This window comes from Pseudomonas sp. BF-B-30 (genome assembly GCF_019956305.1).
GTDB lineage: Bacteria > Pseudomonadota > Gammaproteobacteria > Pseudomonadales > Pseudomonadaceae > Aquipseudomonas > Aquipseudomonas jessenii.
The window spans coordinates 21,325-34,880 of record NZ_JAHBDG010000047.1; the positions used below are offsets into that span (position 1 = coordinate 21,325).

Here is a 13,556-nt window from a genome sequence, read left to right on the forward strand (position 1 = left end):
CAGCCCAGACCTCAGTGGTGCAACTGCCGAGGTCATCATGAACACGCCCCCCTTGTATCGCCAACTGGCCAACCACTACCTGGACGCTATCCGCAGCGGCACCCTGAAAACCGGTGAACGCCTGCCCTCGATTCGGTTGATGATGGAAAAACACGCCGTCAGCCTGTCGACCGCCGTGCAGGTGTGCCGGGAGCTGGAAGACTATGGCGTGCTGGAAGCCCGGCCACGCTCCGGCAACTACATTCGCCAGCCCGACACTGTGCCCAGGCCCATCCCGACGACCTCGGCGCCAGCGCTGGATACCCGCGCGTATGTCGGCATTCATGAACAGGTCTGCGCGGTGCTCAAGGCCAGTCAGCGCGCGACGATCAAGGTCAATTTCGCCAGCGCCTACTGCGCGCCGCAGCTTTACCCACTGAAGACCTTGCAAGACAACATGATCAAGGCGCTGCGCTACGACGCCTGCCTGCTCGGCACCGCGGGCGGCGCCTGCGGCAACAGCGCATTGCGCAACATCCTGGCCCGGCGGGCACTGGCCAGCAAGACCCACCTGGCCCCCGAGCGGATCGTGATCACCAACGGCGCCACCGAGGCGATCAATCTGGCCTTGCGTGCGGTCACCCGCCCCGGCGACACCGTGGCCGTGGAGTCGCCGACCTTCTACGGTCTGCTGCAAATTCTCGAAAGCCTGAACCTGCGCGTACTGGAAGTCCCGGCCTCGGCCCATACCGGGCTCAATCTGCAGGCCCTGCAACGGCTGCTGCAAGGCCCCGAACGGGTCAAGGCGCTGATCGTCATCCCCAACCTGCAAAACCCGTTGGGCAGCATCATGCCCGACGCCAACAAGGCACGGCTGGTGAAACTGTGCGCCGAGCACGACACCGTGCTGATCGAGGACGACACCTACGGCGACCTTGTGGACACTGAGCAGCCGCTGTCCACGCTCAAACATTGGGATAGCACCGACAACGTGATCTATTGCGCCTCGCTGAACAAAACCCTGGCACCGGGCATGCGCCTTGGCTGGATCAGCGCCGGCAAATGGCACGACCGCGTGGAGATGCTCAAGCATACGCAGTCGCGCGGGTGCGAGGCGTTATCGCAACTGGCGGCCAGTGCGTTCATGAAGACCCCGTCCTACGAACGTTACCTGCGGCGGTTGAGGAAAACCCTGACCGTACAACGCGAGCAGATGAGCGCAGCGATCACCCGCTATTTTCCCATCGGCACCAGCGTGACCCACCCGCAAGGCGGCACGCTGTTATGGGTGGAACTGCCTCGCCGGCATTCATCGATGACGTTTTTTCACGACGCGTTGAAGGCCGGCATCCAGATTTCACCTGGGGATATCTTTTCCAATGCCCGGCGTTTCGATCACTTTGTGCGCATTGGCTGTGGCGCGCCGTATTCGCCGCGGATTGATGAGGCTTTGGCGACGTTGGGACAAATCCTGAAAAACCAAGGTTGAACACGAACCTGTGGGAGCGGGCTTGCTCGCGAAAGCGGTGTGTCAGGCACATCGTTGCTGGCTGTGCTGCCGCCTTCGCGAGCAAGCCCGCTCCCACAAGGGACTTTCGGTGGGCACAACATCGGTGAACGACAGCGACCACATGTGGGAGCGGGCTTGCTCGCGAAAGCGGTGTGTCAGGCACATCGTTGCTGGCTGTGCTGCCGCCTTCGCGAGCAAGCCCGCTCCCACAAGGGACTTTCGGTGGGCACAACATTGGTGAACGACAGCGACCACATGTGGGAGCGGGCTTGCTCGCGAAAGCGGTGTGTCAGGCACATCGTTGCTGGCTGTGCTGCCGCCTTCGCGAGCAAGCCCGCTCCCACAAGGGACTTTCGGTGGGCACAACATCGGTGAACGACAGCGACCACATGTGGGAGCGGGCTTGCTCGCGAAAGCGGTGTGTCAGGCACATCGTCGCTGGCTGTGCTGCCGTCTTCGCGAGCAAGCCCGCTCCCACAAGGGACTTTCGGTGGGCACAACATCGGTGAACGACAGCGACCAAATGTGGGAGCGGGCTAGCTCGCGAAAGCGGTGTATCAGGCACATCGTTGCTGGATGTGCCGCCGTCTTCGCGAGCAAGCTCGCTCCCACAGGGTTGTAGGTGATCTTCAGAGCGGATTCAGGTGCAGGCAAATGATATGCGGGTCATCATTCCAGTGCGGAAAACGCTCGGCAATCAGCGGGTCGTGGCCGGGGATGACATGGTCTTCGCTGTCGGCCAGACGGTCGATCTCAGTGAAGGCTTCAAGGGTTTGCGCCAGGTCATCGAGAATCGGAAACGGACTGCGCTCACGAATGTTGATCCACAAATGCGCGGCATCCGAGGCCAGCACGATCCAGCCGCGCTCAGTGTTCACCCGCACGACCTGACTGCCGGGCGTATGCCCGCCTACCGGATGCAGGGTCACGCCCGGAACGACCTCGACAACACCGTTGTGCAAACGCATCCGCCCTTCGAACAGCGGCGGCAACGCCGACATCACGTCCTCGACTTCGTAGGTTTTGTTCACCGTGCGATGGACCATTTTCGGCCCGGTGCAGAAACGCAACTCCGCGTCCTGCAAATGCACGGTCGCCTTGGGGAACAACCCGAGGTTGCCGGCATGATCCCAATGCAAATGGGTAAGGATCAGGTGCTCGACCCGGGCCGGATCGATATCCAGTTGCCGCAGGGATTCTTCCGGCAGGCGGTACATCTGACGATTGCGCCTGTGCGCCGTGGACGGTTGGAAACAGGTGTCGACCACGATCACCTGTTGTTCATTGCGGATGACCCAGAAGTAGTAGTCCAGCGGCATCGGCGCATTCGGATCACCGCAGCAGGCGTCGTAGAGAAAATTCTCCCTGGCGGTGCGCTGGGCGTTTGCACCGACACGGATGGCGAACACTTCGTACACAGGCGTGGACATAAGCACCTCCGGGTTCAGGCGACCGCCGTGGTTTTGAGGGTCGGACGAAAGTCGAAATCGATCTGGTCGCTGATACCCAGGTCATGGGCCAATTTATGCAGGCCACTGTAGTCACGCATGATGGTCGCATTCCTGTTGCTCTCGCGGGTGTCGGCAATGATCAGCGCCGCCTCCTCGACCCCGAGCTGCGTCAGAATCGCCTCCCACATGGAGTAGTCCTGAGCGATAAAAGCACTCAGCGCCACTGACAAGTTGCGTGCGAAAAATTCCCGTTGAGTGGGCTGCATGTTGGCGTACATGACCTTCGCCACTTCGGCCAGCACCTTGCTGTGGGCGTACTCGTCGCGGTTGTGCAGTTCGGCCACCCGGCGGTTCTGCGGCTGGATGGTCTGGTCGTCCGCCAGCAAGTCCAGATAGGCGTTGACGCTGATCTCGGCCACCACCGCAAACGTGATCGCCGCCAGATCCCGCTGCCATTGCTCGGGCAGTGCTTCACGCTGGGCTTTCAGGCGCAGGTAAGTGACGGAGGGTGGCAAGTCCAGATCCTGATCCAGCGCCCGGTCCAGTTTGGTCCGTTCGATGGCGCGCAGGTGCATCAGCGTGTGGTAGTGCTCGTCGATCAGGGTTTGTTGCATGGCCTCGCGAAAATGCCAGTCATCCTTGCCCAGGTACTGATTGGCGATGACACTGAGTGCCGGGTTGACCACGTGTTCTTCGGCGGTGACGGTGCGCAGGTTGTAGCCGATCCAGCCCCAGGTCACCACGCTGCTTTTGAGCTCGTCGCTCAAGGCCTGGAATTTCGGATGATGGAAGAACGGCACCATGCACTCCGGGTAGTCCGGCCGCGCGGGATCAAAAACTTCTTCCGCCTGGCCCCTGTCCGGCGAACACACTGTGGCGCGCTTGGTCCAGGCCTGGTTGAGCCGCACGATCAGTTGATGATCGACCTGGGCGATCTCGATTGCTGTTTGCATGACGCGATACCTGTAAGGCGCGTACCCGCCAGGGGGTACGCCAAAAGAATGTAGGGCGACGGAAAAATCAGGCCAGCCAATAGCGGGTCAGGTTGCGCGCCGGGTCAGTGTAACGACTGCGGGCGTGAATCATCCGCCAGTTGTCCCAAATCAGCAGGCATCCGTCGGGAATCAACACCGGAACGTTGTGCTCGACGAAGTACGCTTCGCCGAGCACGGCAAACCTGGCCAGCGGCGAGGTGTTGTTGGTCACCAGTGATTGCTGCAACGCTTCCTTGGACGGGTTCACGTCGCCGTAGTGAAACTGGTTGTAGCTGAAGCGGAAAATATCCCCGTCTTCCGTAGGCGTGAGGATGTATTCCTTGACCCGCCGCTGTCCCGGTTCACCCGGTTTGGCGGTGGCGACAAATTCTACCGGTGTGTCATCCAGCCACTCACGCAGTTGCGGTTCGCTGCGCTCCAGGGACTTGAGAAATTCATAACCGTCCACCAACCCGGTGTGCCCGCCTCCGCACCTGGCCTGTTTATGGCAATGCAACGCCAGATAGCGTGGCGGCGGCCCGTACACAGGCGCTTCAGTGTGCGGGCCGATGCCGTTCATGCTCTGGGAATATGGCAAGTCTTCGTAACCCGGCTTGCGGGTAATGGCAAAGGCCGTCTGGCCGTTGAACTGCGGAATGATCCGACCGAACTCGCACAAGGTGCCTACGACATCATCGGCAAATTCGTCCGGGATCAGCACCGTCCAGCCCAACGTCGACAGTTCTTCGTGACGATGGCCGAGCGAAATGCAAGGTTGAGACGCAACAATCCCTTGGTCTGACATGGTGAGATTCCTGGCGGGTTATCCGGCGTTGACGGTTGAGGTGTAAGCGGCGATGAAGTCGCGGCAGGCGTCACCCGGTCGATAATGCTGCTCATCGATGCTCTGCACCGGGGTGATTTCGGCGGCGGTGCCGGTGAGAAAACACTCATCGAAGTTGCCAAGCTCTGTAGGCAAAATCGTGCGTTCGACCACCTGGTAGTCCAGCGCTTTGGCCAGTTCGATCACGGTCTGGCGGGTGATGCCGTTGAGGAAACAATCCGGCAGCGGCGTATGCAACGTCCGGCCTTTGACGAAGAACACATTGGCGCTGGTGGCCTCGGCAACGTGGCCGCGCCAGTCGAGCATCAGCGCGTCGTGGTAACCCGTGTTCTCGGCGTCGTGCTTGCTCAGCGTGGCTATCTGGTAATGCCCGGAGGCCTTGGCCTCGAACGGGCTGCTGCTCGGTGGCGGGCGGCGCCAGCTCGCGGTCTTCAAGCGGATACCAGCCATGCGCGCCGCCGGGTCGAAATAGCTCGGCCACTGCCAGCACGCGATGGCCACATGCACACGGTTGAAACGTGCCGAGGTGGAGATCATCTCGCTGCCACGCCAGGCCACCGGGCGCAGGTAGCCGTCGACAACCTTGTTGCGTTGCAGCAGTTCATGGCTCGCCGCTTCCAGTTCAGCCATCTCATAGGGGATGGCAAAGTCCATCCATTGCGCCGAGCGATACAAGCGCTCGCTGTGTTCGCGCAGCTTGAAAATCCTGCCGTTGTAGACCCGCTCGCCTTCATACACGGTGCTCGCGTAATGCAGGCCATGGGTCAGCACATGCAACTGCGCCCGGGACCACTCGACGAACTCGCCGTCGAGCCAGATAACGCCCTCGCGCTGATCAAACGGGATACTGCTCATATCCATATCTCCCCATTGTTCATGAATTTTCCTACGCCGTTTCCAGCAACACGGGTATCAATTCCGGCACGGCGGTGAACTCGGTCTGAAAGAAGAACGCACGCTCGCCGAAGGCCGGTTGCAAGTCGTCGAACCAGGTCACTTGCGGATCGAAGCGCGCGTAGAACGTGCGCAACACCCATTGCGGATTGCGTGCCTGGAGGAACTGCAAGACGAAGACCTTTTCCCCGGCGACGGTCTCGATGCCATTGATCAACACCTTGCCGTAGAAGGTGCTCATGGATGGCCCGCGCACCGTTCGCGCCAGCCCCGATACCGTGCGGTACGCCGCCTGGAAGATCTCGAAGGCCCGGGCCAGCGGCATCGCGAAGTAGTGGCTGGGCCCGGTGTCACGCTCGACGAACATGTAATAAGGCACCGCCCCGAGCCGCACCCCTTCGGTCCACAGCGCCGCCCAGTCAGCGGGGTTTTCGTTGACGTGGCGGATCACCGGCGCCTGCATGCGCACCGTCGCGCCCGTCGAGCGAATACGCTCGATGGCCTGGCGGGCGATGGTCTGGCGGATCTCCACCGGGTGGTTGTAGTGGCCCATGATCGACAGGTTTTTCCCCGCCGCGACGATGCGCTGGAACAGCTCCAGCAGTTCAGGTGCATCTTTGTCGCTGACAAAACGCTGCGGCCAGTACGCCACGGACTTGGTGCCGATGCGGATGTTCTTCAGGTGTGGCAAATCCAGCAGCGGCTTGATGTAACCGGCCAGGGAGCGGGTGTTCATGATCATCGGGTCGCCGCCGGTAATCAGCACGTCGGTCACTTCGGTGTGCACCCTCAGGTAACTGACCAGCTCCTGGGACTCACGGGCGTTGAACTTGAGTTCTTCCTCGCCGATGAACTGCGCCCAGCGGAAACAGAAGGTGCAGTACGCGTGACAGGTCTGACCGGCACCGGGGAAAAACAGCACGGTCTCGCGGTATTTGTGCTGGATGCCCGGCAGGACCTTGCCGTTGAGGGTGACTCCGTTGTGGGTCAACTGCCCGGCCGGATGCGGGTTCATGCGCCGCCAGATCGCCTCGATCCGACGCTTGATCGCCGCGCTGTCGTCCTGCTCGATCAGTTGTTTGAGCGAGGCATATTCCTCCGCCAGCAACATGTCCTTGTGGGGAAAAGTCATGCGGAAAACCGGATCGTCGGGGATGTTGCTCCAGTCGATCAGCGTGCCCAGCACGTATTCGTTGGTGCGAAACGGCATGACCCTGGCCACCACGGTCATGGCCTCCTGCAACGCCGGCGTCAGCTTGTGCCAGTACGGTGTGTCGCGGATGGTGCGTGAGTTATAGGGTTTGTAGCGTTCGTGCTCCGACAGTCCTTGCATGGCCGCGCTCCTGGTGATTGCCCTGTTGTTACGCGATGGCCGGCGCTTTGCGCTCTATGTCCATCCACGCCCGAACGCTGTCGCGATCCCACTGGCGACGCACATATGCCGCGAGCCGTGCCGGCACCGGATCGCCGTTGGCAACCAGGCGGTTGAGCATGATTGCCAGGTCGGTGTCGGCAATGCTCCAGTCACCGAACAGATGCTCGGCGCCCTCTTCCAGCAAATGCCCGGCGACGAAGAACAAGCGCTCGACGGCGGCTTGGGCCTCGTCGGACAGCACGGTGTTTTTCTTGCCGAAGTACACCAGGTCAAACGGGCGCTCCTTGCGCACCACCAACAAGTCACTGCGCAACCAGGCCTGCAATTGACGGGCACGGGCGCGCTGGCGGATGTCCTGCGGATAGAGTTTTTTATGCCCCGGGGAGAGTTCATCGAGGTATTCGGCAATCGCCGATGATTCCGACAAGGCAAAATCGTCGTGAACCAGCGTTGGAATCTTGCAGGTCAGCGAAAGATTGCGATAAGTCGTCAGATAGTTTTCGCGTGCTTTTAGATCGACAGTAACAAGTTCAAATGAAAGTTGCTTTTCCTTGAGCGCCACAAAAGCCGACATCGCAAAAGCGCTGATATGATCGGCGCCGACATACAGTTTTAGCTTCCTGTTATCCATAGAACACTCCATTCACTGACTGCAGGGATTAACGTGCATTGGAAGTGATCGTAGTTAGTTGGATGAAGGCTGAATAGATACAGAATTTGCCTGATTCAATCGATACAGAAAGTTGTTTTTCACCGACAGATACGCAGCCAAAATCCCGGCAATAGCGCTGCAAAAGGCGATACCGGCAGCAGGTCTGAAAAACAGGAGCCAACGATAGTTGGCTCCCTTGGCTGATGCGCTGGGAAATTACGGCTGGGTGGTGATCAGTCCATGGCTGTCGGCAAAGTTCGAAAGCAGTGCCATTTGTGGCATGTTGCTCATGTTCAGCATCGCCAGAGGCTCGTGTTTACTGGTGTTGACGAAGCCGTGTCTGGTCCACGCCGGCACCAGTAGCACATCGCCATTACTGACGTTGACCCCGTCGGCATCGCCGAGGGTCAACACGCCGCTGCCGCACTGGATGACAAACAGATGCCACCAGGAATGGGCATGACCGTTGAGCGTCACACCGGGGTTCAGCCATTGCATGGCGATCGCCATGCCAGGCGTAACTTCACAGCCTTCAATGCTCTTGTCGTGAGCCAACGCGACAATATCAACGTCGCTGGCTTCAAGGGCCTCACGCATACTCGCTAGTTCGGTGCCTTTCCATACCTTGGGACTTGGCGCTCGATGGTGCAGGCTTTGACGAAAGTCCTTATATGAAAAAAATGCACCTTGAAAGTTATCCATTCGCACATCCTTTCTTATTATTCCCCATACTTTAGCGCCGAACCTTAAGTTAAGGATTCAGCGCTGTAAAGTCGGAAAACAACTTACACAACCGATGGGCGCAAGGCGGCAATCATGTCCACTTCTATCGCGGCATTCTTGGGTAACTGATAAACACCGACTGTGGTGCGCGTATGTTTGCCGGCATCGCCCAGTACATGGCTGAACACATCCGAGGCGCCGTTGGCCACTTCGCTCAAATCGACAAAGTCCGCCGTGGACCTCACATACACCGTTACCCGGATCAGTGACTTGATCTTGTCCAGCGAACCAATGGCATCGACGATCAACGCCAGCCCACGCATCGCACTGATGCTGGCGGCCGCCTGCGCATCAGCCATGGTGAGATCCAGTCCGACGCGGCCGGGGTAATGGATCTTGCCGTTCATGCGTGGCACCAGGCCGCTGATGTACAGCTCATCGTGATGACGGATCAACGGCGCGTAATGCCCGCCTGCGGTGTTTTCACCGTAAATGTCATAACCAAACTCTTTGGCCAGGGCGATGAAGCGTTCATCGCAGGTCATGTGCTGGATCATTGATCGAACCCTCTTGATCAGTAATGCAAAAAACGGGTGCTTGCTGGCTCAACACACGGCGCGAGTGACCGGTGCCAGGCAAGTCACCTCGATGCGTGACTCAATCACCTCGGCCAGACGCAACAGGTCGTTGCTCAGTTGCCCGTAGTGTTCGTTGAACAACACGATGTGGCCGATGAATGAGAAGTTGTCCTTGACCTGCGCGCTGACCGAGTCACCGATGCGCTTGACGTACTGGCCTTCCACCAGTTCAATGCGCAGCGAACGGGCCACGGTAGCGATGTCGGGCGTCGCCCGCAGGATGCCGCCGGCCGGCGCCCTGAGCAGGCGAATGCCGCAGTAGCCGCGGGCCACTGGCTCATGCTGTTCGGTCTTGCCTTCCACCGCCCAGCGCACCCAGCGTTCCCACGGATCGAAATTGACGAAGGCGCGTTTGGCCAGGTCCCAGATGTGCATGCCGCCGGGGCGCATGTTGGTTTCCACGGCCGAGGTCAGGTTGTCGCTGCGCAGGAACACTTCGTTGTGCCAGGCACCGTTGTCCTGGGAGACCAGCGCCGACATGTGCCGGCCAGCCGCCATCAGCCGCGCCTGCACGTCCACCGACAACGGCGCAGGCACCACTTGCTGGATCTCGGCGCGGTAGGCGCCTTCGGTGGTGGTTTTTTCCGTCACCCAGGTGCTGCCGGCCACACAGTCCCAGCTGTATTCACGGGCGTTCTGCACCAGCGCTTCAAGGACGATGCCGCCTTCGCGGTAAGGCTTCAGGGCCAGCCAGGCGTCATCGCATTCCGAAGGGTGATGGATGACGCGACAGCCCCGGCTCGCACCTTCGCAGGCCGGTTTGATGAAGGCCTTGCCGCCCAGTTCGACGACGCGCTGGCGCAGTTCCGACAGGTTTTCGACCCGCGTGGAAAACACCGGCCGGTATTCTCCGGGGGAGGTGCTGGCCGCCGCTTCGAGCCGACGGAAGATCTGCTTGTCCAGGCCCGCCCCCGCTTCTTCCAGGGTAATGCCCGGCAGGCCGAAGTGAGTGGCCAGCGCTGCACCGAGCAGCACGCCGCGATCGGAGAACGGAAGTACGCCGATCAGCTTCCAGCTGTCGGCATTCAGGCACCCCACCACCAGTTCAAGGGATGCCGACACATCTTCTTCCGCCAGCGAAGTGCTGCAGACGTGATCGGCCACCTGGTCGTCATGGGGTTGAATTTGCTCGACCAGCAGGATGAGCCTGGCGTTGTAGAGCGACTTGCACAGCTCGCGCAGTTTCTGGATGTCGTGAACCCGATTGCCGTTGTAACCGACCACTACTACACATGAAGTCGTATTCATAATGCCCCTGACCTGCAAAGTGAAAACCGCAACGGCGATGACTCAGTCATGCAACGACGCATTGGATTTACGGTTGAGCCAGTACCAGGCCAGGATCCCTGCGGCACCGATGGCGGCCAGCACCAGCGCGTTGTACGGCGCCGGCACCACACGCATGATCAACACGGTCAGCCCGGCCCCGACGCCCAGGGACACTTCCTTGACGAACATGTTGTTCTGTTTGACGGAGAAGTAATCGAGGTAGCTGAAGGCGCATTCGGCAATGGACAGCAGCGCCACCCAGACCAGCGCCCCGGCGAGGGTTTCGACCTGGAACGCGGCAGGCGAAGACAGCACCGCAAAACCGCCGACGATGATCCCGATCACCGCCACAACCTTGTAGCGCCCGGTGCGCTCGATCAGCTTCATCACCGGCACTTGGGCGAAGACCACCACGGCGCTGTTGAGGATCAGCATCAAGCCGTACCAGGCCGGCAACTCGCCGGTCTTGAGCAGGATTGCCTGTGGCAGGATCGAGAACACCCCGAACAGCTTGATGCCCATGATGATCCCGGCGATCACCCAGGGCAGTTTATTGCCCCAGTTGCTGCCGACCTGAGTGGCCGGGCGGGCTACCACCGGCTCGGTGGTGAAGGTCGCGCCGAGGGCGATCGGCAGGCACAGCAACACGAACGCCGCCGCGCCGAGGAAAAACATCGTCGGCGTGAGAAGCGGCGACAGCAGGATCAAACCGGCCACCAGGCTGCCCATGTTCATGGCTACGCGGTTGTAGGCCGCGCCTTCCTTGGTCTGGGCCGCTTCGCTCTTGATCAGGTAACCGGCAATGGCAATGCCGTAGGCAAACAACGCGGCAGCAAACATCACCATGCCTTGATTGCTGGTCAACGCCAGCAGTACCAGGCCAAGGCCGGCACACAGCAGCGTGACGCTCAGGGAACGACGGCCAAGTACCAGTAAAGTCAGGGGCAACAGCAGCAACAAGGCGCGATATCCAAGGGCCAGGATGCTGTTGGTGGCCGTGTCGAGCCAGACGTTGGCCTTGCCCAGTACCGCGAACAGCGAGACGGCGGTGATGATCCGGATCGTGAATAACCGCAGGTTAATGACCGGTTTAGCCACCGCGACCGTTGTTTCGACACTCATGCAGCACCTCAGGAACCGGGTGAACGCCCGCCGACAAAGGCTGACATTCAGAAAAGTCTGTAAGGGCATGGTAGAGAGAGAGGCTTGTCCTGATCAGGGCAAGTTCGTATAGAATCCAACGAACTTTACTGCCGGAGAGACCAGTAAAATGCAGGTTCAACGTGCAGTCATTGCCGCCATTGAATTCCAGCCCGGTGCGCCGCTGGTGCAGCAGATCGTCGATCAGCTGACGCATGCCATCAGCACCGGGGGCCTGCCCCACGGCGCCAAGCTGCCGCCGATTCGCGAACTCTCCGACTTGATGAACGTGGGCAAGTCCACGGTGGTCGATGCACTGGACCGCATGCGGGCCAAAGGGCTGGTGGTGTCGCGCCAGGGCTCCGGGCATTACGTGCATCGCTCCGAAGCGGCGCTGAAAAGCGGCACCGGCCCGGACCTGCAACCCCAGGACACCCTCAGCGTGATTCGTCGCGCCTTGCTGCTGGACAACGGCGCGCTGCGCCCCGGCTGCGGTTTTCTGCCGACCTCGTGGCTACCCGCCGAAGAATTGCAGAAAGCCGTGCGCAGTACCCTGCGAGCAACGTCGTTGCGCATGGGTGAGTACGGCGTGGCCGGCGGTTACTTGCCGTTGCGCCAGGCCCTGCGGGTGAAACTGGCGACCTTCGGCATCGAAGCGCCGGTGGACCAGATCATCACCACCGCCAACACCATGCAGGCCATCGACCTGCTGATGCGCCTGCTGGTCAAACCCGGCGACACCGTACTGCTCGACGACCCCTGCTACTTCAACATGCACGCCAATCTGGCGCTGCACGGGGCCAAGGTCATCACCATCGCACGGGATTGCGACGGCATGGACCTCGACGCCTTCGAGCAACTGCTGATCGCCCACAAACCCGTGCTGTACATGACCAACAGCACGCTGCATAACCCCACCGGCCACTCGTTTACCCCGGCCCAGGTTTACCGCTTGCTGGAACTGAGCCACCGCCATGGCTTCCACATTGTCGAAGACGACCTGTACTGCGACATCCAGCAACGCCGCACCCCGCGCCTGGCCGCCAGCGGGCTGGACAACGTGAGTTATGTCTCCGGCTTCTCCAAGACCCTGACCGCCAACAGCCGGGTCAGCTACACCGTTCTCTCGCCACAATTGGCGGCGCGGATGGTCGCGTTGAAAATGGCCTGCGGCGGGGTTACATCGGAACTGGCGGAGCAGATCACCTGCACCATGCTCAGCGACGGCAGCTATGCCAAGCATGCGCGGCGCACGGTGGATCGGCTGTATGAATCGAACAGTCGTGTGGCCAGTTGGTTGGCGGAGGCTGGGTGTTCGCTTTCCTCGCTTCCCGGAGAAGGGGTGTTTATATGGGCGCGGTTGCCGGACGGCCTGCATGCCGAAAACCTGGCTCGCCAGGGGCTGGAGAACAATATGGTATTGGCGCCGGGCACCTTGCTGAGCAAAGGGCCGGATGCCAGCCAGTTCCTGCGCTTCAATGTGGCGCACAGCGATAGCTTGCAAGTGCGCGAGCGGTTTTTCCGGTTGCTTGAAAAATAAAGCAAGTAACCGACGACCACCGACCTTGTGGGAGCGAGCTTCCTCGCGATGAGGCCGTCACATTCAAAATTGATGTTGCCTGACACGCCGCCATCGCGAGCAAGCTCGCTCCCACAGGGGTCCGCGTCGTACTCGATATCAGCGATGACGTTAGTCCAATGTGGGAGCAGGCTTGCTCGCGAAGAGGCCGTCACATCCAGCATCAATATTGCCTGACACACCGCCTTCGCGAGCAAGCCCGCTCCCACAGGGGTCAGCGTCGTGCTCGATATCAGCGATGACGCTAGTCCAATGTGGGAGCGGGCTTGCTCGCGAAGAGGCCGTCACATCCAGCATCAATATTGCCTGACACACCGCCTTCGCGAGCAAGCCCGCTCCCACAGGGGGCCAGCGTCGTACTTAAAACTGGTGGCAGCACGGCCCACCAGAATTGCCCCAACAAAATGTATGGTCAGCCCATCTCCTGCAACCCCATGGGCTGTTTTCGGTAAAGCTGGCTTGCGCTAATGTATCCGGGCTCGTAGTGAGCGTTGCGCTAACAACGCTCGGCCCTCGATGAGTAGCCGC

The 13,556-nt window shown here is 60.4% G+C and carries 12 protein-coding genes; 2 read left to right on the plus strand and 10 right to left on the minus strand.

Annotated elements, in window-relative coordinates; all coding sequences use genetic code 11:
* Window positions 1-37 precede the first annotated feature (37 nt).
* Window positions 38-1,468 (plus strand): PLP-dependent aminotransferase family protein, encoded by a 1,431-nt coding sequence (locus tag KGB29_RS22365; protein ID WP_154947344.1) that lies wholly within the window; start codon window positions 38-40, stop codon window positions 1,466-1,468.
* 650 nt (window positions 1,469-2,118) lie between these two features.
* On the opposite strand, the gene KGB29_RS22370 is transcribed toward KGB29_RS22365, so the two are convergent.
* The 10 genes from KGB29_RS22370 to KGB29_RS22415 form a co-directional block, all read right to left on the minus strand.
* Window positions 2,119-2,919 carry an N-acyl homoserine lactonase family protein gene (locus tag KGB29_RS22370; RefSeq protein ID WP_154861641.1) on the minus strand — a complete coding sequence of 267 codons (801 nt, stop codon included), beginning with the start codon at window positions 2,917-2,919 and terminating at the stop codon, window positions 2,119-2,121.
* A 14-nt stretch (window positions 2,920-2,933) separates the two neighbouring features.
* Complete coding sequence (locus KGB29_RS22375) at window positions 2,934-3,893, minus strand: diiron oxygenase (RefSeq protein WP_154861639.1); 960 nt, start codon at window positions 3,891-3,893, stop codon at window positions 2,934-2,936.
* Window positions 3,894-3,960: 67 nt separating this feature from the next.
* Window positions 3,961-4,719, minus strand: coding sequence for a TauD/TfdA family dioxygenase (locus KGB29_RS22380; protein ID WP_102669145.1), 759 nt, complete (start codon window positions 4,717-4,719; stop codon window positions 3,961-3,963).
* Between the two features lie 18 nt (window positions 4,720-4,737).
* On the minus strand, window positions 4,738-5,613 hold the full coding sequence (locus tag KGB29_RS22385) for a branched-chain amino acid aminotransferase (RefSeq protein WP_154861638.1): 876 nt from the start codon (window positions 5,611-5,613) through the stop codon (window positions 4,738-4,740).
* 31 nt (window positions 5,614-5,644) lie between these two features.
* Window positions 5,645-6,985, minus strand: coding sequence for a KamA family radical SAM protein (locus tag KGB29_RS22390; RefSeq protein WP_154947917.1), 1,341 nt, complete (start codon window positions 6,983-6,985; stop codon window positions 5,645-5,647).
* Window positions 6,986-7,013: 28 nt separating this feature from the next.
* A complete protein-coding gene (gene yfcF / locus KGB29_RS22395; RefSeq protein WP_154947918.1) occupies window positions 7,014-7,658 on the minus strand; it encodes a glutathione transferase in 645 nt (214 codons plus the stop codon).
* A 237-nt stretch (window positions 7,659-7,895) separates the two neighbouring features.
* Complete coding sequence (locus KGB29_RS22400) at window positions 7,896-8,381, minus strand: cupin domain-containing protein (protein WP_154861634.1); 486 nt, start codon at window positions 8,379-8,381, stop codon at window positions 7,896-7,898.
* Between the two features lie 83 nt (window positions 8,382-8,464).
* Entirely contained in the window at window positions 8,465-8,959 is a 495-nt protein-coding gene (locus KGB29_RS22405; protein ID WP_102669141.1) for a RidA family protein, read from the minus strand.
* A 48-nt stretch (window positions 8,960-9,007) separates the two neighbouring features.
* A complete protein-coding gene (locus KGB29_RS22410; protein WP_154947919.1) occupies window positions 9,008-10,288 on the minus strand; it encodes a biotin carboxylase in 1,281 nt (426 codons plus the stop codon).
* A 42-nt stretch (window positions 10,289-10,330) separates the two neighbouring features.
* Window positions 10,331-11,431, minus strand: a complete 1,101-nt coding sequence (locus KGB29_RS22415; RefSeq protein ID WP_154947920.1) for an MFS transporter — start codon at window positions 11,429-11,431, stop codon at window positions 10,331-10,333.
* A gap of 148 nt (window positions 11,432-11,579) precedes the next feature.
* On the opposite strand from KGB29_RS22415, the gene KGB29_RS22420 reads away from it, so the two are divergent.
* Window positions 11,580-12,989 carry a PLP-dependent aminotransferase family protein gene (locus KGB29_RS22420; RefSeq protein WP_150815162.1) on the plus strand — a complete coding sequence of 470 codons (1,410 nt, stop codon included), beginning with the start codon at window positions 11,580-11,582 and terminating at the stop codon, window positions 12,987-12,989.
* Window positions 12,990-13,556 lie beyond the last annotated feature (567 nt).